Source organism: Pseudomonas sp. ANT_J12 (assembly GCF_008370045.1).
Lineage (GTDB): Bacteria > Pseudomonadota > Gammaproteobacteria > Pseudomonadales > Pseudomonadaceae > Aquipseudomonas.
This window is the reverse complement of sequence record NZ_VOBN01000024.1, coordinates 1-21,430: the sequence shown is the minus strand read 5'-3', so window position 1 is coordinate 21,430 and position 21,430 is coordinate 1. Positions and strand designations below refer to the sequence as shown.

The following is a 21,430-nucleotide window of genomic DNA, read 5'->3' as shown; positions in this document are numbered from 1 at the left end:
TGAGTTGCAGGGTTTTCCAACCGACTTATCACGATGATCAGGGAAACGAACCGATGGCAAAAGATGCAAAAGTCGAATCAAAAAACCAGACTTTTGTCAGTGATCAGGCTGAGACTTTGGTCGGGCCCGCACCGTCATCCGCGGCGGGTCACACTCGCCACTGGCGCAGCCGAATCAAGGCCAGGACGCGCAACCTGAGCCGCTCCACCCAGTTTGTGATTGCTGCCGCGTTGATCCTGGGGCTGACAATGTTTTTCGTCGGCAAACTGGTGAGTGCACGAATAGAACGGGCCGCCGTGCAAAGCGCCGCCGAGGCCGGCGCCCATTACATGGAAGCGTTTCTGGAACCCTACGTTCAGGAGATGAGCCGCGATAACGGGCTGTCGCCCACCAGCATCAAGTCCCTGGACCGGCTCATGGAAAGCCGTTCGCTGAAGCGGCACATCGTCTCGATCAAGATCTGGCGCGCCGACGGCACCGTGGTGTACAGCACGGACAAATCCATCACCAATCGTAAATTCCCGATGGACGAGATCGCCCAAGCACTCAAGGGCAATGTGGTCACCGACCTGGAGGACCTGGATCAGGAAGAGAACGAGTTCGAGCGAAATCTGAACGTGCCGCTCTATGAAATTTATGCGCCGCTGCGCGAATTCCACTCTGGAAAAATCATCGCCGTGGGCGAGTTTTATGAAAAGGCTGAAAGCCTGGAACAGGAAATCAATCGGGTACGTCAACAAGTGTGGATGGTAGTCGGCGCCGCGACGCTGGCCATGCTGGCGCTGCTGTTCTTCCTGGTGCGACGCGGCGACAAAATCATTCAGCGCCAGCAAGTGGCTTTGCGCTTGCGCTTGCTGGAGCAAACCCGGTTGCACGTCAGTAATGCCGCGCTGCAGCGCAAGATGACCACCGCGACCCAGGAGTTTTCACGCATCAACGAACTGACCCTGCGCCGCATCGGGGCGGACCTGCACGACGGCCCGGCGCAACTGTTGACCCTGATTCTGATCCGGCTCGACGATCTGGCCGAGAACTGCACGGAAGTCGATCAGGAGTCGATGGAAACCATTCGCGGCGCGGCCACCGATGCGTTGCGCGAGGTACGGGATCTGTCTCGGGGGTTGGCCCTTCCGGAAATCAACGAACTGACCCTGTTGGAGGAGTTGCGGCTGGTGGCACAACGGCACGAGCAACGCACCGGCACCAAAGTCAAACTGAAACTGGGGCCGTTGCCGGAAGCGGTGCAGCTACCGCTCAAGCTTTGCATCTACCGTTTCGTCCAGGAAACCCTGAACAATGCCTACCACCACGCCCAAGGCAAAGGTCAGGTTGTCAGCGGGAACCATGTCAACGGGACGTTGCTCATCACCGTCAAAGACAGTGGCCCGGGCATGGCAGCCGACGCCTTGGTGGCTGACCCCGACGGCAGGATACGGTTGGGGCTGGCCGGTTTGCGTTATCGGGTCGAATCCCTGGGCGGGCAGTTCAGTATTGATTCATCACCCGGCAAAGGCACCTTGGTCAACGCACAATTCAAGCTGTAGTCAGGAGCCATCCCGGACGCCCAGATGCGCCGCCCCAGGGCTGATGTGCAGTCGGCTGATGGCCTCGCGCTCCCAATAACGCCTCAGGGCCGTGACCGCTTCCACACGATTGCGCGCATGCAGCTTCTGCATCACGCAGGTCATGTAGTACTTGACGGTTTTTTCACTGATCAGCAGCTTTGACGCCACTTCCTTATTGGTCAGGCCTTTTGAGACTTCTCGAATGATTTGCTCCTCCCGATGGGTGAGGTCGATCTTGTGCACTTGCGCTTCGTGCTTTTTGAAATTGATCAGCAGCTTATTGGCAAATTCGGGCGTGATGTACGTTTCACCCCGGGCAATCGAGCGGATCGCCAGTACCAGGTCCGGTCCGCTGACCCCTTTCAATACATAGCCGCGCGCCCCGGCTTCAAGCGCCGAGTAAGCATCATCCTCGGACTCGGAAACGGTCAGCATCAACACTTTGACGTCTGGCAAATGCGTGGCAATGAAGCGCACCGCGCCAAACACATCGCCCGGCATATTGACGTCCATCAGCATCACATCCGGACGTTCGCGCTGGGCGATATCCCGGGCATCGTCCGCGCTGGCGCCCTGCTCCACGACTTGCAGGTCAGCCCTTTTTCTCAGCGTATTGGCCACACCTTCACGCAACAACGGATGATCGTCGGCAATGCCGATTCGAATAAAAGGGTTCATGACGCACTCCCCGGGAGGCCAAGTACTCGGACACACATTGATTAATAGCAGGTAACCCCATCGCACGCCGGTCGTCGGTCGGGTACGGCCAGGGCCAAAACGTCGAAAATTAGACTTAGGTCGGACGAAATTCAGCCGTCAACAAGCCCTCATCATCACAACCCGCTGAAAAATACGTCGCCAACTCATTGTTTTACAACACAGTCAAAACCGCCAAAAAAACGCCAACGGCATAAAACCCGGACCTGCCCCTGATCCGACCAACAGTCGCTCTCCTACGCTGAGGTACATAAAACCACGGCATTGGAACCTTCCGATGGACAAGAAAACCCAGCAGCGATCCGAGTTTGCCGAAGTGTTTTTTCGGCTGCGCCATACCTTCTATTCGCTGGCCGGCTTCAGTGGCGTGATCAACGTGCTGATGCTGGCACCGGCCATTTATATGCTGCAGGTGTACGACCGGGCACTGGTCAGCAGTAACCTCACCACGCTGCTGATGCTGACGATTCTGATGATCGGTTTGTACACCCTGCTGGCCATGCTGGAAGTGGTGCGCACACGGGTGCTGATCCGGGTTGGCAATCGACTGGACATGGCGCTGAACCGTCGCGTATTTACTGCCGCCTTCGAGCGCAATCTGCAGCGTGCCGGCGGCAACCCGGCGCAGGCTCTGCAAGACCTCGCGCAAGTGCGTCAGTTTCTCACCGGCAACGGCCTGTTTGCGTTCTTCGATGCGCCATGGACGCCGATCTACCTGTTCGTCGCCTACCTGATTCACCCGTTGCTTGGGGCCGTTACCTTCGGCGGCTCGCTGATCCTGGTCGCCCTGACCTGGCTCACCGAAATAGCCACCAAAAAACCCTTGGGTGAAGCGGGCATGGCCGCCCAGGTCTCCGGCACCTTCGCCAACAACAACCTGCGCAACGCCGAAGTCATCGAAGCCATGGGCATGTTACCGGCGATCACCCGGCGCTGGTTCGGCAGTCACCTGCGGATACTGGAAATGCAAACCCTGGCGTCCGACCGGGCTGCCTACATCAGCGGTTTGGGGCGTTTTGTGCGGATCACCCTGCAATCGCTGATCCTTGGCACCGGTGCCTTGCTGGCGATTGAAGGCTCAATCACCCCCGGCATGATGATCGCCTGCTCGATCCTCAGCGGCCGCGCGCTGGCGCCGGTGGAACAACTGATCGGCGCCTGGAAGCAACTGTTGACCAGCCGCCGCGCCTGGTCGCGATTGAGGAACCTGCTGCAGGAATTCCCGCCCCGGGCCGATGCGATGAAGCTGCAGCGGCCGTTGGGCATGCTCTCGGTGGAGCACCTGCACGCCGGGGCGCCAGGCATGAGCCAATCGATCATTCGCGGCCCGCACTTCAACCTGTCGCCAGGCGAATCCCTGGGCATCATCGGCCCGTCCGCATCCGGTAAATCGACCCTGGCGCGTCTGCTGGTGGGCATCTGGCCGGTGCAAAGCGGCAAGGTACGCCTCGACGGCGTGGACGTTTACCTGTGGAACAAGGAGGAGCTCGGGCCTTGGGTCGGTTACCTGCCCCAGGACGTGGAATTGTTCGAAGGCAGCATCGCCGACAACATCGCGCGCTTCGGTGAAGTCGACAGTGACGCGGTGATCGTCGCGGCCAAGCGCGCCGGGGTGCACGACATGATCCTGCGCTTTGCCCACGGCTACGACACCGTCCTGGACGTGGACGGCAACCCGCTGTCCGGCGGGCAGCGCCAGCGCATCGGCCTGGCCCGCGCGCTCTACGGCGAGCCGGCGATCATCGTGCTCGACGAGCCGAACGCCAACCTCGACGACGCCGGTGAAAAGGCCCTGATCGAGGTCCTTGAAGACCTCAAGGTCCGGGGTTGCACCACGGTCCTGATCTCCCACCGCCCGAGCATCCTCGGCACCGTCGACAAAGTGCTGATGCTGCGAGAAGGCAGCACCCAACTGTTCGGTCCCCGGGAGGAAGTGTTTGCCGCCCTGCGTCAAACCAGCGTGCTGCCGACCGTGGGCGCACCCACCCTGTCAGCCGTTCGCGGGAGAGAATAAATGGGCGCCTTGAGTCTCGATCCCCGTGGCCAGGAACTGCAAAGCGCAGCGGCTAATATCGATGTCGATGACCACCGCCCGGCACGCTGGGGCGTGTTGCTGGTGATCCTCGGGTTTGGCGGGTTTCTGCTGTGGTCGTGGCTGGCGCCGCTGGACGCCGGGATCGTCGCCACGGCCACGGTCAAAGTCACCAGCAACCGCAAGACCATCCAGCACCTCACGGGCGGCAGCGTCGAAGCGATTCTGGTGCGCGAAGGCGACAGCGTCAGCAAGGATCAGGAACTGGTACGCCTCGACGCGACGCAAGCGTTGTCGGAACAAGGGGTGGTCAATGCCCAGTTCATCGCCACCAAAACCATGGAAAACCGTTTGGAAGCCGAACGTGACGGCTTGCCCGACGTGGTCTTCGACCCCGCCATGGTGCAGCGCTACGCCGGTAACGAGCACCTGAACAACGCAATCCTCCTGCAACGGCATTTGTTCACCACGCGCCGCGCCGCCCTTGAGGGCGAAATCGGCATCCTGCGTGAATCACTCAACTCCGCCGAGGCGCAGATCAAGGGTCTGCAGCACATCTACGGCGCCCGCTCGGCACAGATCGGCTTCCTCAATCAGGAACTGGTCGGGGTGCGGCAACTGGCCGCTGAGGGCTATGTGCCGCGCAACCGCATGCTCGAACTCGAACGCACTGGCTCGGACCTCAATGCCTCCCAGGCCGATAACCTCAACAACATTGCCCGGGCCAAGGGCCAGGTGGCGGATATCAAGTTGCGCATCCTGCAGCGCGAGTTCGACTACCGCAAGGAAGTGCAGTCGATGCTGGCCGATGTGCAGAAGGAAAACAGCGCCCTCACCGACCGCTTGCAGGCCCTGGATTATCAGGTGCGGCACACGGTGATCCGTTCGCCCATCGACGGCATGGTCCAGGGTTTGAGCGTGTCGACCATCGGCGGTGTGATCGCTCCCGGTTTCAAGATCATGGAAATCGTACCGGGCCACGAACCGTTGCAGATCGACGCGATGATTCCGGTGCAAGCCATCGACCGCATGTCACCAGGCCTGCCGGTGAGCATCTCGTTCCCGGCGTTCAACCACGTGCAGACACCGAACATCCCGGGCCAGGTGCTGACCATTTCCGCCGACCGGCTGCTGAATGAAGAAAACAAGCAGCCGTTCTACCTGGCGCAGATCGAAGTGACGCCGGCCGGCATGGCCATGCTCGGCAGCAACCACATCCGTGCGGGCATGCCGGCCTCGGTCACCATCAAGACCGGTGAGCGCAACATGCTCAGCTACCTGTTGAAACCGCTGCTGGACCGCGTCAATAGCGCGTTCAAGGAGCAATGACGTGAAGCGGTTCATTGGCATTGCCGCTTTGCTGACCCTGGCTCAATCAGCCGCAGCCCTGGACCTTCGCGAGTCCTGGAATTTGATGCAGTTCCAGGGCCCGACCTACCTGTCCGCCGGTCACGAAAGAGATGCGGCCCTGGAAAACCGTGCCATCGGCCATTCCGGGCTGTTGCCCAAAATCGGCATCACCGCGTTCGACAACCACATCAACGGCACGCAAAAGCAGCCGGATTTTTACGGCAACAGCCACACCAACGACCTGAACTACAACTCCCGGGGCGCGACGTTGCAACTGCGCCAACCGCTCTTTAACAAGCAAAAAATGGCCGAATATCGCCAGGGCGAATACCAGGCCGACTACGGCGTGGCGGTGTTCGATGGCAAGGCGCAGGACGCGGCAGTGAAGCTGGCCGGGCGTTACTTCGACGTGTTGCTGGCCCACGAAACCGTGGAACTGGCGACGGCCAAACTCAAATCCTTCGATGAACAAGTGGCCTCGACCCAACGGCGCAAGGACCTGGGCGACGGCACCATCACCGACATCGACGAAGCCGTGGCCCGGCGCGACCTGGCCCAGGCTGAACTGATCGAAGCCGAAGACAGCGTGACCGTGGCCCGGCGTCTGTTGCAGGAATACCTCGGCCAGCCTCCCGAAGACATCGCCACCCTGCAAGACACCTTCCCGACCCCGCCCCTGCAACCGGACAACCTGCAGGAATGGATCATCCGCGCCGGCACCGACAGCCCCTCGATTCGTGCCCGGCGCTTGAACGTCAACACTGCTGACGAAGAAGTGGCCAAGGCCAAGGCCGGACACTGGCCGACCCTTGATTTGGTGGTCGGTTACACCGCCGCCGACAGCGAAACCCTGTCCACCCAAAACCAGCGCAACCGCTACACCTCCGCCGGGCTGGAGCTGAACATTCCGCTGTACAGCGGCGGCTACGTCAGCGCTCGCGCCCGGCAAAGCGTCGCCACCCGGGACCAGGCCGAAGAGGACTTGAACGCCACCCGCGAGGAAATCATCTCCGGTACCACCCGGGAATTTCGCGGCGTGCAAAGCGGCGAAGCGCGCATCCATGCACTGGAAAAAGCGGTCAAATCCAGCGAGCGCTCACTGGACTCCTCGAAAAAAGGCTTCCTGGCCGGCAGCAGCACCAACGTCGACATCCTTAATGCCCAGGAGCAGATCTACACCGCCCGCCGTGACTTGTTCGAAGCCAAGCTGCGTTACCTGCTGGCCAAACTGCGGCTGGCGGCGGATGTGGGGGCATTGGGGGATGACGACATCGCCAGCGCCAATGCTTATCTGGGGCCGAAATTGGCGTTTTGAGCCGATGCACCGAACGCTTGAGAAACATCAATAAACAGCCAATCGGCATGGGTTACCTTGACGTGACGCTCGCGCCCTGAGGATTCCCCATGCCTTCTACCCCCACCGAAGTGGATGTCGCCATTATCGGCGGCGGCCAGTCCGCACTCGCCGTGGCTTACTTCCTGCGCCGGACCCAGCGCTCGTTTGTGATCATCGATGCCGAAGCCGCACCGGGCGGCGCCTGGCGCCATGGCTGGAATTCGCTGCGACTGTTTTCACCCTCGACCTGGAGTTCCCTCCCCGGCTGGATGATGCCGCCGGTCACGGACGGCTACCCAAGCCGCGACAACGTAATCGATTACCTGCGCCAGTATGAACAGCGCTACCACTTCCCCATCGAGCGCCCCTATTGGGTAGACGCTATCGAGCGCCGGGACCATCGCCTGCACGTCAAAGCCCAGGGCCGTAGCTGGCTGGCCCGCACGGTGGTCAGCGCGACCGGCACCTGGCGCCATCCCTTCGTGCCGCATTACCCCGGCAACGAAACCTTTACCGGCCAGCAATTGCATTCGGCCCACTACGTGGACCCCAAGCCATTTGCCGGAAAAAAAGTCCTGGTGGTGGGCGGTGGCAACTCCGGCGCGCAGATCCTCGCTGAAGTGTCCCAAGTGGCAGACACCACATGGATCACCCCGCAAGCGCCGCAATTTCTCGCCGATGACGTCGACGGTCGAGTGCTGTTCGAACGCGCCACCGAACGCTGGAAGGCCCAGCTCGCCGGCATCGTCGTTGAGCAACCGGTCGGCGGATTGGGCGATATCGTGATGGTGCCGCCGGTCCTCGTCGCCCGGGAGCGTGGCGTGTTGCACGCCGTTCGACCTTTCCAGCGCTTCTCCGAAACCGGCGTGGTGTGGGCCGATGGCACCCAAAAACCGGTCGATGCGGTGATCTGGTGCACCGGTTTCCGCCCGGCCCTCGGCTATCTGGAATCACTGGGCGTTTACACCGCCGATGGACGTGTCGCCGTCGAAGGCACCCATTCCATTCAAGAGCCGCGCTTGTGGCTGGTGGGCTATGGCGATTGGACGGGGGCCGCCTCCGCGACGCTGATCGGCGTCACGCGCACGGCACGCAGTACCGTGGAGGAGATCGGGCGATTTTTATCGGCGCAATGAATCGAGGGGAGCGCTGCGGTGAGGCCTGCGGGTTGTTCCGAGCGATTTAACCTTCAATAGCCGGCCTGCTTCAGGCCGCAGCCGGGCCATGGGTGTACGCGCGCAAACTGACCCGGCAGGGTGAAACCTACGCCAGCCACCGTGCCTTGCAACTGCACGACCTTGCTGTGGTCCGGGACATTGGTCCTGTAAGGGTGTACTTGAGCGAGCTCTATTGTGGAGGCCCGGCAAACGGGATGTTTGCCGGGCCATCTCTATGACCAGGGCGCGACGCATGCCCCTTTCAGCCGAGCCGGGGCAACGGCTTGACGATCATCAAACTGCAGGGGCCGTGGTTCAGCACACTCTCGGCGGTACTGCCGATGAACCTGTCGACCCCAGGGTGATAGGTCGTGCCCAGCACCACCATGTCGAAGGCATTTTGCCGGGAGAAAAGCTCGATCACCTTGTGGGGGATGCCGGTCAGTAGATGCCGGCGTTTTTTCTCGATGTCATGGCGTTCGGCAAGCACATCAAAGGCCTCTTCCTGGGCATCGTTGACCGCGTCTCTCAAACTGTCATCCAGGCAGGGGGTCGGCAGACTCCGCTGCGCGCCGCCCACCACCGACCAGTTGTTGACGTTAAGCACGTGCAACGCGGCGCCACAGGAAAGCGCCAGCAGCGAGGCCAGGTCGAGAACCCGGTCATTGAGCCCTTGGGTCAGATCTTCCAGATGGGACAGATCAATGGCCGCCAGAATCTTCAACGGTTTGGGGTGGCTGGCTTCGGTCACCAAGAGCAAGGGGGCCGGACAGTCGCGCAGCAAGCGCCAGTCCAGCGGGCGGTGGAAAGCACGGTCGAGTGCGGGCACATGGTGGGTGTCCTTGATCACCAGATCCGCGTGGAAGTCATTCACATAGGTCAGCACCTGCGCCAGGCTTGACTTGGCCCAGACCACTTCCGTCGTCACCTGCAACCCCGCGCTCTGCTGAAACCGGGCTTGCTGCTCCAGCCAGTGACGATGCACCTGCAAGTAGCCCTCTCGTGCCTGGGCCATGGCGTCGTGGTCAAACACCCCGGCCAGCGCCAGTGCCTGCACATAATCGAAGGCCACGATGTGCAACAACGCGCCGGTGGCTATGGCCAATGCCTGCGCCCGATCAAACGCCGGGGTACGGGTCATTTCGGTGGGGGCAATCAAAAGGATTCGTTTGAGTTTGAGCATCACATACCTCGTCCAGGGAACGCTTTACCGGCCTGACTGCACACGGCAACGAACGAGCGCATGTTGGTTTCCCTCGGTTTATCGTAGCTGGAGCAAGCTGTCGTTCGAGTATCTGGCGTTGTCGGGCGCCGGCTCTGATCTTTGTCAACAAATGGGGGCTTTGGGTCAATGCACGAAGCCACGGCAGGCTCGCAGCGGTATTGTTGATATAGCTCAACGCATCAACGTCGCTCAGGCGTAGAAAAAAGCGGACGGCCTGTGTGCCTCATGGCACGGAGCAACACGTGCCCCCTATCACTGGAGTTGGCGATGCTGGCAGTCACGCTGATCAATACGCTGGTGGTCATCATCGTCGTCGTGATCCATTACGAATGCCTGTCGCGCCTGAACGATTGGCTGCCCCGGCTCAAGCTGTGGAGCCGTTTCAGGATCGTCGTCGGCGTGTTCGGTGCGCTGCTGGCCCACGCGATAGAAGTCTGGTGCTTCGCGCTGGTCTATTACCTGATGGCGCGCTCCGGCGAATGGGGCGCCCTGATTGGCAGTTTCGACGGCTCGTTCATGGACTGCGTGTACTTTTCCTTCACCACCTACACAACCATCGGCTTCGGCGATATTTCACCCGTGGGCAACCTCAAATTCCTGACCGGTCTGGAGGCCCTGACCGGCCTGGTGCTCATCACCTGGACCGCCTCCTTTCTGTTTCTTGAAATGCAAAAGTACTGGAAGCACAAATAACCAATTTTCGTCGGCGGCGGGCCGGATTCAGACGCGCCTCAGCCGGTATCCCCCGGGAATCCGAACCGTCCAAGGCTTGATTTGCATCACCTCCCAGGCCATCACCCGGACCAAAGGTGCAGCGGATTTTCCCCGTTCGTCGATTAGCCCGGCAAACGTCCGAACGAAAGCCGCATTCAATGACCCGCGATCTATGCTACGAGCACCCCAAGACGGTGCCATATTCCATGCCCGAAGCCCGCCCGCTTCAAATTCAACACCTTAAGGCCGCATGCTCCAACTGCAGTGTTTTGGAGCTGTGCCTGCCGATTGGCCTGACCAGCCCAGAGGTCGAGCGCCTCGACACGCTGATCGTGCAACGTTTGAAGGTTAAAAAAGGCGCAACCCTCTACCGCGCAGGCGATGCATTACGCTCGCTGTACGCGGTGCGTATCGGCTCGTTCAAGACCAGCGTGCTCTCGGTCGATGGTCGCGAGCAGGTCACGGGCTTCCAGATGCCCGGCGAAATACTCGGCCTGGACGCTATCAGCACCGACCTGCATGCCTGCAACGCGTTTGCCCTGGAAGACAGCGAAGTCTGCCCCATCCACTTCGCGCACCTGGAGAAACTCGCTCAGGAGCTGCCGTCACTGCAGCACAACCTGAACAAAATCCTGAGCCGGGAAATCGTGCGCGATCACGACATGCTGATGATGCTGGGCAATATGAACTCCGATGAGCGCCTGGCAGCCTTTTTGTTGAACCTGTCCCAGCGTTTGAATATGCGGGGGTATTCCTCGCGCAACTTCGTGCTGAAAATGCGCCGTGAGGAGATCGGCTCCTACCTGGGGCTGCGTCTGGAAACGATCTGCCGCGGCATCGCGCATCTGCGGGATCAAGGGCTGGTGGAAATCTCCGGCCGAAATGTCGACATCCAGAACATGGAAGGCCTCAAACAACTGGTTGTGGGCTGTCACCGCCCCTTGCGCTAGCGCCGCACGGCAGCCGCCGCCACGACGTGAGCAGGATGGCGGACCTCCCTTCACCATTACATCCGCCGGGTACTCCTCCACAAACACACAAATCAACACCCCCGTCGCGGGTGTCTGATCCAGATCAGGTTTACACGCCGCCAACGGCGTACAAAGGAATGAACGGCGTGGTTCGTCACCGCGCGCCGACCTTTGAAACCGGATGGAGGATCACCCCATGCTCACCGTCAAAGACCACAATGATCGGGCGGCTGCCGCCTACGCCGCAGTCACCGGCAAATACTGGATCGAAGCGCTCAAGGACGGCCGCCATGTGTTGATTCGCCCCCTGACGGAAAAAGACCGCGACCGTGAATACGCGTTTATCAAGCGCCTGTCTCCAGAGTCCCGGCACATGCGTTTTCTCGCCCACATCAACGAGCCCGGCGCCGCCATGCTCAATCAGTTGATGGACGTCGATGACAAACAGCGCGCGGCCTTCATCGCGCTGGTCCATGAGAATGGCCATCTGATCGAGATCGGCTTGGCCCGTTACGCCGCCACCGGCGAAAGCGAGTGCGAATGTGCGGTAACAGTCGCCGATGAATGGAAGCACTTGGGGCTGGCCACGGCGTTGATGGAGCATTTGATCAAGGGCGCTCGCAAGAACGGTTTTCGCCAGATGTATTCGGTGGACGCCTCCAGCAATGCCCCGATGCGTGACCTGGCCAAGGCCCTGGGTTTCGAAACACGCAACGATCCCGACGACAGCTGTCAGGTCATCCATCGTCTTTGCCTGTAAACAATCGCCCCGCGACGGACCGGCCAACGGTTCATCGCGGGGCGATTCTGCGTCAACTCAGGATGACAGCGTGCGCCCTGGCTTGATTGCCAGCACGCTGCACGGCGCCCGATGCAAGAGTTGTTCGGCCGTGGTCCCCAGGAGTTTTTTCAACCCGCTGTGTTGTACGGTCCCCATGACAATCACGTCCGTCCCATGCTCCATTGCAAAGTCACAGATCCCCGACAGCGGTGCGCCCTCGATGAAATGGCGACGATCCGGCGGTACGCCATGACGTTCGGCCAGAGCGGCAAACGCCTCGTGTTGCGCCGCGCCCAGTGCCTCATAAATCCCGTTGGCCAGCGGCAATGCGCCTACGCCCATGTCTTGGGCATACAACGCCGTCCAGTCATACACATGCACCAGTTCGAGCGTGGCCACGCATTCTTCGGCCAGCTTCACCGCTGCCTCGATAATCCGGTCATTGAAGACCAGGTCCTGCTCCTCGCTGCGCAGCACATCGACAATCGCCAACACGCTGCGCGGCCGTGGGTGAACAGCATTCGTGACCAAATGCACCGGCACCGGGCAGTCGCGCAGCAACTGCCAGTCCAGGGGTGTGAAAAATACCCGTTTCAACGCTGATTCTTCCTGGGCATCCTTGATGATCAGCGTCAGCGACATCTCGTTGACGAAATGCAGGATTTCTTCATAAGGATGCTGTACCCACACCACCTCGCTGGTGACCTCGACACCGTGCCGGCTCATCAATCCGGCTTGCGCCGCGAGCCATTGCCGATGGGTTTGCAAATAGCCTTCCCGGGCCAGGTTGATCTGCTCGGGGGCAAACAGGCCGGCCACCGCCAGGGCCTGCAGATAATCAAACGCCACGATGTGCAAGGGCAATTGCATGGCGAGCGCCAGTGCCGCGGCCCGGTCGAACGCCGGAGTGCGGGTCATGGCTGGGGGAGCGATTAACAGTAAACGCTGAGTCTGCGACATGGGGCACCTCGGCACGCGGCCATCTCAATGCAACGAATTGATCTACAGATTGAGCATTCCGGCCCGGGGCGACTTGATCTTAATCAGCTGTAACGTTCCTTTTTGCTGTTCACGTCGCACGTTTAAAGTCGATTTTGATCAACCCTCCCCGCTCTTTCCCCTGGTCTGGAACAACGTATCCCGCGCCAACGGCAGCATCGGAGGGGACAATGATCGAAAACAACCAGCCATTACGGGTAAGAGCATTGGATGCTGCGACAAATCCGGTATTGATCACCGAACGAACTGGTTGCATCGTCTGGATCAATAACGCGTTCTGCCTCCTCAGCGGTTATTCCAGGCCAGAGCTGGTCGGCAAAACCCCGCCTCTGCACTTCATGACGGGCCTCAGTGCAGCAAGGTGCCGGCCCACATCGCCAGCGTCAGCCCCAGCTGCCCGGGAATCACATAAGCGGCAAACCGCCGCCCGCCACTGATCCAGGCCACCAGGCATTTGCTCACGGCGTTGCTGCTGACCGCGATCAGCGCAGGGGTGGCCATGGCGTCGAACGGCAACTGACCGGATTTGACCAGGGCGGCAATCGACGCCGTCGAGGAGTGAGCGTCGGCGAAACCGGTGAAGGTGGCCGTCAGCATCACCCCCACCTCACCAAAGAGGTTGAGCATGACCGACGACAGCAAGGTGATGCCGGTCATGGTCAACGTGACGACCAGGGCCAGCTTGAGGTTGAACGCACCTCCAACCTTGATCGGCTGGCTGACACCGGTCGGTCGCTGGGAAAACATCAGGCACAGGCCATACAGCGCCGTGGCCGCGACACCGCACAACAACGGCCCCCACATGTGGCGCAACAGCCCGATGTCAACCGCTCCCAGAATCAGGCCGACCTGAATGACAGTGGCCAAATTGGACAATATCGCCGCCGCGGCCAGGACTCTGAGGTTGCCCGGTTCCTTGGTAACCAGATGTCCCATGGTGGCGATGGTCACGGTACTGGAAGCAAACCCGGAGGCGATGGAGCTGATCGCATAGCCGTAATGAGTGCCCAACGCACGCACGGCGACATGCCCCACGGCCCCCACCGCCATCAACAACACGGTCAGGGTGCAAATGGTGCGCAGATTGATCGCGGCATAGGGACCGATGAAACGGTCCGGGGCCAGCGGCAACACCACCAGTGCGACGATCAACAACACCAAGCCATCGCGCATTTCAGCTTCGGTCAATTGGCTACGGGCGAAGTGGTGCAGTTTTTGACGATACGTCAGCAACCCCGCCACCACCACGCCAATGGCAATGGCCAGTTCCGGCGCAGAGCCACACAACGCGCCCAATACCAACACCGTGAGTAACGCCACTTCACTGGTCACGCCGGGGTCATCGCTCAGGCTTCGCCAGTACGCCACCGTGACCAGCAACGCCACACAGATCGCCATGATCCCCAACAGCAAGCCACCACCGACCTGCATCGCCACATAGCCCAACAATGCCGTGATCGCGAACGTGCGCAAACCGGCACAGGCACGGCTGTCGCCTCGTCCCTTGTGCCGCTCGCGTTCAAGACCGATGAGCATGCCGATCCCCAGTGCAGCCGCTGCACCTGCCATGCCGAGTGTGTCATTCATTGGATGGATGTCCGGGTGGGCCGTGCCCGCCCTGGTTTCGACGTCGAGGGTCAATGGGCACAAGACTGCACCGACCTGTTCAAGGATAGTTTGATCATGATCAACCCATTGAGAATCGACGGCATCGCGGCAACCACACATCGGACGGCCCGCGCCGTAAGGCATCGGTTTGATACAGATCAAGTCTGAAACGCCGTCCAGCAGCATCTTGGTCAGATGTCACCGCCAACACCTCTCGCGGCCCTGTCGGCAAGCGTCGGTGTGATAATCCAAGGGAGATTTCCATGTCTGAGCAATCACGTTTCATGCTGGTCGCCTCACCGCTGATGCAAAACAGCCCTGCTTTCGACCGGGCCGCCGCACTGGCCAAGGCCGAAAATGCGGCGTTGCACATTGTGGCCTTCGATTACCTTGAGGGCTTGGCGACCGCCGGTCTGGTCAACGAACAGGCGCTGGAACAGATGCGCTTGGGCTATGTCGAGCGCCATCGCCAGTGGCTGGAGGACCAGGCCCGGCCCTTGCGCAACATCGGCGTCACTGTCACCACGGAAGTGGTCTGGGTCGAAAGGCCCTTGCAGGAAATCCTGATTCACCTCAAAGAACAGCCAATCGCCTTGCTGATCAAGGCGCTGGAACACGAATCGCTGCTCTCGCGGCTGATGTTTACCCCGCTGGACATTCACCTGCTGCGCGAATGCCCGGTGCCGTTGCACTTTGTGAGTCATGTGCAGCATGCCTTGCCGCGAAGAATCGTCGCGGCGGTCGACCCCTTCCATCGCGATGGCCAATACAAAGACTTCAACGACCGGATCCTGCGCGAGGCGGTGAAATTGGCGACCGCATGTAACGCCCAGGTCGACGTGATCTACGCCCATGACCTGTCCTCCATCAGCGCCGAGGAATTCGGCTTCGACAACGCCTCTGCGTTCTTCTCCTCCAGCAATGCCAAGACCTTGTTCGACGCGCAGAGCCAGACGTTCAACGAACTGGCCGAGCGCAACGGCATCCCGCCGGAGCACCGCCACATGATCATGGGCAACCCGGCCAAGGTCCTGGCCAGTTATGCCGATGCCTACAACATCGATGTGATCGTCATGGGCTGGGTCGGCCATCACGGCATAGAGCGCCTGGTGGGCAGCACCGTGGAACACCTGCTGTACAAAATGCCCTGCAGCGTTTGGGTGGTGTCACCGGAGGTACTGGCGGATTGAGCAACGGACGCCAAACGGAAAAAAGGGGCCGACGTGTGAGCGTCGGCCCCTTTGTATTTCGCATTAAGCCAGCCTGACCGAGACAAACCACGCTTAAGAAAGCAGCGCCCTGAGTCGTTCTGGGACGGCGACGACTTCTTTGGTCTCAGGCGAAATACACACGTGGGTGACCGTCGCGGTAAACGCTAACGTCTCGTCCCGGACAAAACCTTCGACCCGAAAAGTGAAGGAATGAACCCCCACCTTGGCCACACTGACTTTGATGCTCAGCTCATCATCCCAGGTCAACAGCTTGAGCATCTCCACCGACATAGCCCGCACCGGCGGCAGCACATCAAAACCCATCAGCGTTCGAAGGCCGGGGGCGCCCAGCCAACTGTCCAGCGCGGTGTAAATGGCCTCAATGGCGAAGTAGGAAAATCGCGGCGTAAACACCACGCCAGCGGGGTCGCAGTCGCCGAATGAAACGGTTCTGCTGACAAACACTGCATCAGGCATTAAATAGTTCTCCCTGTTGTTTAAATGGAAGGCGCATCCCCATGAAAAGCACCCTCGACCACCTCGCCATTGTCGCCCCCGACCTCGACAGCGGCTGCGCCTTCGTCAGCCGCGCGTTCGGCGTCGACCTGCAACCGGGCGGCGCGCATCCGCGCATGGGCACCCATAACCGGTTGCTGCGCCTCGGCCCGGACACTTATCTGGAAGTGATTGCCATAGACCCATCGGCCCAACGCCCCGACCGGCCGCGCTGGTTCGGCATGGATGATTTGACTGTTGATACGCCGCCGCGTCTGGCCACGTGGGTCGCCCGCACCGACGACATCCACGCCATGAGCGAAACCTGTCGTGCCATCCTCGGCAATTCCGAACCCATGACCCGAGGCACCCTGGCCTGGCAAATCACCCTCCCCGCCGACGGCAGCCTGCCGCTGAACGGGTCAGCGCCAACGTTGATTCAATGGGCGCAAACGCCACATCCCGCGAGCGCCATGCGGGATCAAGGCTGTGAGCTGGTGGCGCTGGACGTGTTCGATCCCGATCCCGCAAAAGTCCAGGCGCTACTCAGCGCGATCAACTTTACCGGGCCGGTTCATCTGCATGCCTTGGAAGCGACCGCAAAGCCTTACCTGGTGGCGCATATCCAAACCCCAAGCGGCCTGAAAACCTTGCCGATTGTTCATGCTTAAGATCCCGCGCCTACACCAACCGCTCAATCTTCTGATGCCGCCAAACAAACTTGTAATACACCGTCTGCAACGCCAGCATCCCCAAATACGCCACCGGAAACGCCATCCACACGCCCTGCAATCCGTACTTCGCATCCAACAGATACGCCACCGGCAACTGCACCCCGACCACGCAAACAATCGAAATCACCATCGGCACCAACACCGTGCCGCTGGCGCGCATGATCCCGCCGATAATCGCCTGGAAGCCAAATACCAACAGACTCCACAGCATGATGTGCAACAGATGCTCCGCCATCGCCCGGGTCGAATCCTCCGTCAGGAACAAACCCAACAACCAGTGCGACAACAGATACCCGAGCAACACCAAACCACCGGTCAAACACACGTTAATCAATATCCCCGTGCGCAGAATCGGCGTGATTCGCTCCAGCCGCCCCGCCCCAATCGCCTGCGCCCCAAGAATCGACGCGGTGATCGCAATCGACAACGCCGGAAACTGCACGTAATTCACAATCTGCGTCACCGCCCCATACGCCGCCGTCGCCTGGGAACCGTGCTGATTCACCAACGCCAGAATCACCAACTCCGACGCCGACAACACCACCATCTGCAACCCGGTCGGCAACCCGATGCGCAACACTTTGCCCAGAATGTCCAGGTCCAACCGCATCGCCGCAAACATCTCCCGATCCGGCGCCAACGGATGCCCCTTACGAATCAACCGCCACGCCAACCACCCCATCGCCGACAAATTCCCCGCCAACCCCGCAAACGCCGCACTCTGAATCCCCATCGGCGCAAAACCCAGCCAGCCTTTAATCAAAGCAGGCGTCAGCGCCAGACCAATACACGTCGAAACAATCAACGCCACCAACGGCGAAACCGTATCACTCACCCCACGCAGCAACTGCGTAAACAGCACGTAAACCAACAGCGACGGCATGATCCACATCATCACGTGGGCGTAGGCCACCGCATCGTCCAACACATCCGCCGGCGTGCCCAAGCCCTGCAAGGCTGGCCGCGCAAACACACTGCCCAACACCGCCGCCACCAACCCAATCATCGCGCCCAACAGCAAGGTCGTAGCGGCGATGGTCTTCACCAGATGGGTTTCGCGAGCGCCCCAGGCTTGGCCGATGAGCACACCCGCGCCGGCGCCGAGGCCGATGACCAGGGCGATGAAGAAGAAGACTATTGGGAACATCCCCGAGACGGCTGCGAGGGCTTGGGTGCCGAGCATTTGGCCGATGTAGATGCTGTTGATCGTGCCCGACATGGATTGGAGGAAATTGGAGAGGACCATGGGGGCTAGGAAAAGGAGGTAGGTTTTCCAGAGGGGGATGGAGGTGGTGGGGGTTTGCATTGAGGGTCCGTCTCAGGTGGGGGGCTGGGGCTTGGGGGGATTCTACGCTAGGGGGGTGGTGTCGATGCGTTCGTATTTTGAGGATTTGGTTAGCGTGAGGAATGTCTGCTTTCGGCCAGAACCAGTCAATCGGTCTCTGAGAAACTAGGAGGGATTTAAAGTGGTGGCCGGGAAAAGGGAATCCACTACATGATCCAGTGTAATTCTATTAAAAATTAGGTAGTTAGAGATTATATGGCTATGCATTTTACTACCCTTTTTTTCCATATTACCGCTCTGGCGTTTAGTAGGATGGCCAATATGGCCTTTTAATGCTACGTATGCTTCTGCCGGATTCGGACACTAGGCGCCCAGATTGCTCTGGGCGCTTGCACCCAAACGTATGACAGGAGTTGCTAGGCATGAGGGATACCTTTCCAGTAGAACACGGTCTGTCCGCATCTGTGGCCGATGGGTTGGTCTACCGATCCGAGGGGGCGATTTCCCTCACTGATGTTCAGTACCTCGCGTTGGAGTCTGGCGTGGCGCATGGACAAAGCATGCTGGTGGTTTCCCCTACCTCCACGGGAAAGACTCAAATTGGGCTCTGGGCTATTGCTGAAGGATTGCTCGCCGGGAATAAAACAGTTTATTTGGTGACCCATCGCGCACTGGCCAAGCAGAAATTTGAAGACTTCAAAACGTTGTTGTTGGACAGATATTTGGAGAGCGATGGTGCTTCCATAGTTATTGCCACGGGGGACTACGTCGAAGATGCCACAGGACAGTATTCTGCGGCTCCTCTAAGTGCTCCTCTGGTAATTGCGACATATGAAAAATATTTAGCGCTACTGTCGGCATCAGGTGTGCCGAAAAGCATGCAAAATACGATTGTCGTGTGCGATGAAATTCAGCTGATGGGAGACGAAAACCGCGGGCAAAATGTTGAAGTCCTTTTAACACTTATGCGGAACGCGGGTTGGAAACAGTTTGTAGGGTTGTCAGCAGTTTTAAAAAGCAAGGACGCCCAGGACTTGGCGAACTGGCTGCGGGTTCAGCTTATTTTCGATCAAAAGCGCGAGAAACATTTACGGTATGAATGCTGGATTGGCGATCAGATTTATTCAGTAAGCAGTGCGAAACCTGATGTGATGGAATCGGACAAGCGACTGCCTGTTGGAGTTAAAGCGGAAACGATTTCAGCTTTAACATATCTGCTTAAGCAAAATAATCCACCGCTTCCAATCATAGTTTTCTGCATGAAAAAGCAAGATACTTATGATCTTGCTGAGGCTTTTGTAGCTTCGTACCACAAGGGCAAGCTAGGACAGTTGTCTTTAGAGTTTGATACCTTGCCTGAAACTTCAGCGAACACGATGCTGGCGAAGATACTGGGCCTCCGAGTTGCGAGTCATAATGCGGATTTGACTGACGAAGAGCGAGGAGTAGTGGAGCGTTACTTGTCAGAAAATAAGCTGGATGTTGTATTTGCTACAAGTACTTTAGCAGCTGGTGTAAATTTTCCTCTGGGGGCAGCAGTATTTGCTAATTGGGAACGTTGGGACGGCCAGCAAAGGCAATATGTCGCAATAGATAGCGCAGAGTTCCACAACATGTCCGGGCGGGTCGGGCGTATGGGGTTTGAACATACAGAAGGGCGTGTAATATATTTTGGTACCGGGCCGCAACGCGCATTAGCTACAAGTTATTTGTCAATAGAGCAGCTTCCTGAAATTAAAGCGCGAATTGTGCCTGCTAGGTTCGGTCAGCTTTCACTGCAACTAATATCTTCAGGGTTGTGCAACAACAGAGCCGAGCTTGAAGAGCTTGTTTGCACAACGTTCAGTGCGTTAAGGGAAGAAGATAACAACTTAACTGCATTTAAGACGTGGCCGAGTAAAGTCGGTGTTGCTCTGGCCGGGTTGATTGATGCTGGCTTCGTAGTTGAAACATCCGGTGGGGATCTAAGCCCTACGCCAGTGGGGCGAGCGGTCGGGTTCAGTGGTTTGCTACCTGAAACTGGGGTGTTTTTAATAAACTTTCTGTCTAGGAAATCACTTTGTTTAGCAGAACTCATTGGGCATCTTGAATCGGCGGATCTCAAGTCTAGGCTAGAGATGCTTATCTTTTCCGCATGCTTATCCAGCCCTGAGTTTCGTCCGAGAAATGGAGTTAAACCTACTAGGTTTCTGCCATATCAGTTGAAAGATCCCATTTATGATGCGCAGCACCTCGCAGATGACCTAATGGAATCAATTTGGCAGGTTGATCCAGTACCTACTAATGCGGCATGGTTGTGCCAGAAATGGACTAGCGGTGTTGAGATTAGGGCAATTGAGCGTGAAGTTAAATCTCTTAGTGCTGGTGCTGTCAAAGAAATGAACAGGAACCTATCCTGGGTCCTACAGGGCTTGGCTGGGATAGCTATGTCCGCCGCCGATAAGCGCGTGCCGCCAGTTCTTCGTCCGCCACAATTAAGAGTGGATGATACTTTGCTGCGCGCTATATCTAAGCTGACGCGCTACATTCAAAGATTAGCATACAGAGTCCAAGAGGGATTGCCGGACGATATTCTCTGGATGACAGGGGTATCTGCGGCGGGTAGTGCTTTAAAGCTGTATAGGCATGAAATGTTGCTCTTGAAGCACCATGGAGTAACAACGCCGCAATTGCTTATGCTTGGCAGTCCTGAGGCGAACTCAGCAAGAGTTTTAGCTTTTGTAAAATCTAAGCCTAATGCGCAAGCTAAAGCAAATTGGGTACGAGACGCTTGTCGAGATTGGAAAGTTGACCAGCGGAAGCGAATGTCTGTTAGGCATCTAAAGCGAGCTAGCAGATGCGATAGTAAGGTCCTAATTGAGAACTATTATGAGGCAAAAGGTGAGGCGTTTGAAGTGGCGTTCGAACAGGTGCTTGTTCAACTAGGTGTAGCGTTTGAGAAATTAGATGACAGGACAAAAACTGGCGCACCCGACTATCTAGTCAAATTCTTCGATTCGCCTTCGGTTGTGGTCGAGCTAAAGTCGAAAGAGGGAGATAAGCTTGTCGATTACAATAAAGCGGTAGAGGTTTTAGCAGCCTCCGAAATTCATAACTTTAGAGATTGCTTTTGTGTGACTCTTTGTATCCGCTCCATGAACCCCACATTCCAAGCGGATAGCTGACGGCTGATGCTGTGCTCCCGATTTCCATCAGGAGTCCATCACCATGATGCGTCCCAATGCCAGCGTTGAAAAAGTGTACCTCTACC

General features: G+C 58.6%; 19 protein-coding genes. 12 read left to right on the top strand and 7 right to left on the bottom strand.

The features are described 5' to 3' along the window. Positions 1-53: 53 nt before the first annotated feature. Positions 54-1,544 (top strand): sensor histidine kinase, encoded by a 1,491-nt coding sequence (locus FQ192_RS29330; RefSeq protein WP_149661663.1) that lies wholly within the window; start codon positions 54-56, stop codon positions 1,542-1,544. Here the strand turns inward: FQ192_RS29330 and FQ192_RS29325 are convergent, their stop codons facing one another. Further along, positions 1,545-2,243: a response regulator transcription factor gene (locus tag FQ192_RS29325; RefSeq protein ID WP_149661662.1), complete on the bottom strand. Its 699-nt coding sequence runs from the start codon at positions 2,241-2,243 to the stop codon at positions 1,545-1,547. Between the two features lie 316 nt (positions 2,244-2,559). Between FQ192_RS29325 and FQ192_RS29320 the strand changes: the two genes are divergently transcribed. From FQ192_RS29320 to FQ192_RS29305, 4 genes are all read left to right on the top strand, one after another. Beyond that, positions 2,560-4,296 (top strand): type I secretion system permease/ATPase, encoded by a 1,737-nt coding sequence (locus FQ192_RS29320; protein ID WP_149661661.1) that lies wholly within the window; start codon positions 2,560-2,562, stop codon positions 4,294-4,296. Further along, positions 4,297-5,643 (top strand): HlyD family type I secretion periplasmic adaptor subunit, encoded by a 1,347-nt coding sequence (locus FQ192_RS29315; RefSeq protein WP_149661660.1) that lies wholly within the window; start codon positions 4,297-4,299, stop codon positions 5,641-5,643. A 1-nt stretch (position 5,644) separates the two neighbouring features. Beyond that, on the top strand, positions 5,645-6,979 hold the full coding sequence (locus FQ192_RS29310; protein ID WP_256672397.1) for a TolC family outer membrane protein: 1,335 nt from the start codon (positions 5,645-5,647) through the stop codon (positions 6,977-6,979). Between the two features lie 89 nt (positions 6,980-7,068). Continuing rightward, on the top strand, positions 7,069-8,136 hold the full coding sequence (locus tag FQ192_RS29305; RefSeq protein ID WP_149661659.1) for an ArsO family NAD(P)H-dependent flavin-containing monooxygenase: 1,068 nt from the start codon (positions 7,069-7,071) through the stop codon (positions 8,134-8,136). Between the two features lie 283 nt (positions 8,137-8,419). On the opposite strand, the gene FQ192_RS29300 is transcribed toward FQ192_RS29305, so the two are convergent. Further along, entirely contained in the window at positions 8,420-9,340 is a 921-nt protein-coding gene (locus FQ192_RS29300; protein ID WP_149661658.1) for a universal stress protein, read from the bottom strand. A gap of 309 nt (positions 9,341-9,649) precedes the next feature. Between FQ192_RS29300 and FQ192_RS29295 the strand changes: the two genes are divergently transcribed. From FQ192_RS29295 to FQ192_RS29285, 3 genes are all read left to right on the top strand, one after another. Further along, positions 9,650-10,075, top strand: a complete 426-nt coding sequence (locus tag FQ192_RS29295) for a potassium channel family protein (protein WP_149661657.1) — start codon at positions 9,650-9,652, stop codon at positions 10,073-10,075. A 227-nt stretch (positions 10,076-10,302) separates the two neighbouring features. Then, entirely contained in the window at positions 10,303-11,046 is a 744-nt protein-coding gene (gene fnr, locus FQ192_RS29290) for a fumarate/nitrate reduction transcriptional regulator Fnr (RefSeq protein WP_149661698.1), read from the top strand. 217 nt (positions 11,047-11,263) lie between these two features. After that, positions 11,264-11,827: a GNAT family N-acetyltransferase gene (locus FQ192_RS29285; RefSeq protein WP_149661656.1), complete on the top strand. Its 564-nt coding sequence runs from the start codon at positions 11,264-11,266 to the stop codon at positions 11,825-11,827. Positions 11,828-11,884: 57 nt separating this feature from the next. Here FQ192_RS29285 and FQ192_RS29280 read toward each other — a convergent pair whose 3' ends face one another. Continuing rightward, the gene (locus tag FQ192_RS29280; RefSeq protein WP_149661655.1) at positions 11,885-12,808 is read right to left on the bottom strand and encodes a universal stress protein; all 924 of its coding nucleotides are present in this window, start codon (positions 12,806-12,808) and stop codon (positions 11,885-11,887) included. Between the two features lie 109 nt (positions 12,809-12,917). Further along, on the bottom strand, positions 12,918-13,103 hold the full coding sequence (locus FQ192_RS34685) for a hypothetical protein (protein WP_256672398.1): 186 nt from the start codon (positions 13,101-13,103) through the stop codon (positions 12,918-12,920). Between FQ192_RS34685 and FQ192_RS34680 the strand changes: the two genes are divergently transcribed. Continuing rightward, a complete protein-coding gene (locus FQ192_RS34680) occupies positions 13,018-13,284 on the top strand; it encodes a PAS domain-containing protein (protein WP_256672396.1) in 267 nt (88 codons plus the stop codon). The two genes, FQ192_RS34685 and FQ192_RS34680, sit on opposite strands and share 86 nt — an antisense overlap. Here FQ192_RS34680 and FQ192_RS29270 read toward each other — a convergent pair. Then, on the bottom strand, positions 13,196-14,434 hold the full coding sequence (locus tag FQ192_RS29270; protein ID WP_149661654.1) for a DUF4010 domain-containing protein: 1,239 nt from the start codon (positions 14,432-14,434) through the stop codon (positions 13,196-13,198). The two genes, FQ192_RS34680 and FQ192_RS29270, sit on opposite strands and share 89 nt — an antisense overlap. Positions 14,435-14,718: 284 nt before the next feature. Between FQ192_RS29270 and FQ192_RS29265 the strand changes: the two genes are divergently transcribed. Further along, a complete protein-coding gene (locus tag FQ192_RS29265) occupies positions 14,719-15,645 on the top strand; it encodes a universal stress protein (RefSeq protein WP_149661653.1) in 927 nt (308 codons plus the stop codon). A gap of 93 nt (positions 15,646-15,738) precedes the next feature. On the opposite strand, the gene FQ192_RS29260 is transcribed toward FQ192_RS29265, so the two are convergent. Beyond that, positions 15,739-16,143, bottom strand: coding sequence for a thioesterase family protein (locus tag FQ192_RS29260; RefSeq protein ID WP_149661652.1), 405 nt, complete (start codon positions 16,141-16,143; stop codon positions 15,739-15,741). A 41-nt stretch (positions 16,144-16,184) separates the two neighbouring features. Between FQ192_RS29260 and FQ192_RS29255 the strand changes: the two genes are divergently transcribed. Continuing rightward, a complete protein-coding gene (locus tag FQ192_RS29255; protein ID WP_149661651.1) occupies positions 16,185-16,832 on the top strand; it encodes a VOC family protein in 648 nt (215 codons plus the stop codon). 10 nt (positions 16,833-16,842) lie between these two features. Here FQ192_RS29255 and FQ192_RS29250 read toward each other — a convergent pair whose 3' ends face one another. Further along, a complete protein-coding gene (locus FQ192_RS29250; protein ID WP_149661650.1) occupies positions 16,843-18,201 on the bottom strand; it encodes an MATE family efflux transporter in 1,359 nt (452 codons plus the stop codon). Positions 18,202-18,602: 401 nt separating this feature from the next. Between FQ192_RS29250 and FQ192_RS29245 the strand changes: the two genes are divergently transcribed. Further along, complete coding sequence (locus tag FQ192_RS29245) at positions 18,603-21,344, top strand: DEAD/DEAH box helicase (protein ID WP_149661649.1); 2,742 nt, start codon at positions 18,603-18,605, stop codon at positions 21,342-21,344. Positions 21,345-21,430: the final 86 nt, after the last annotated feature.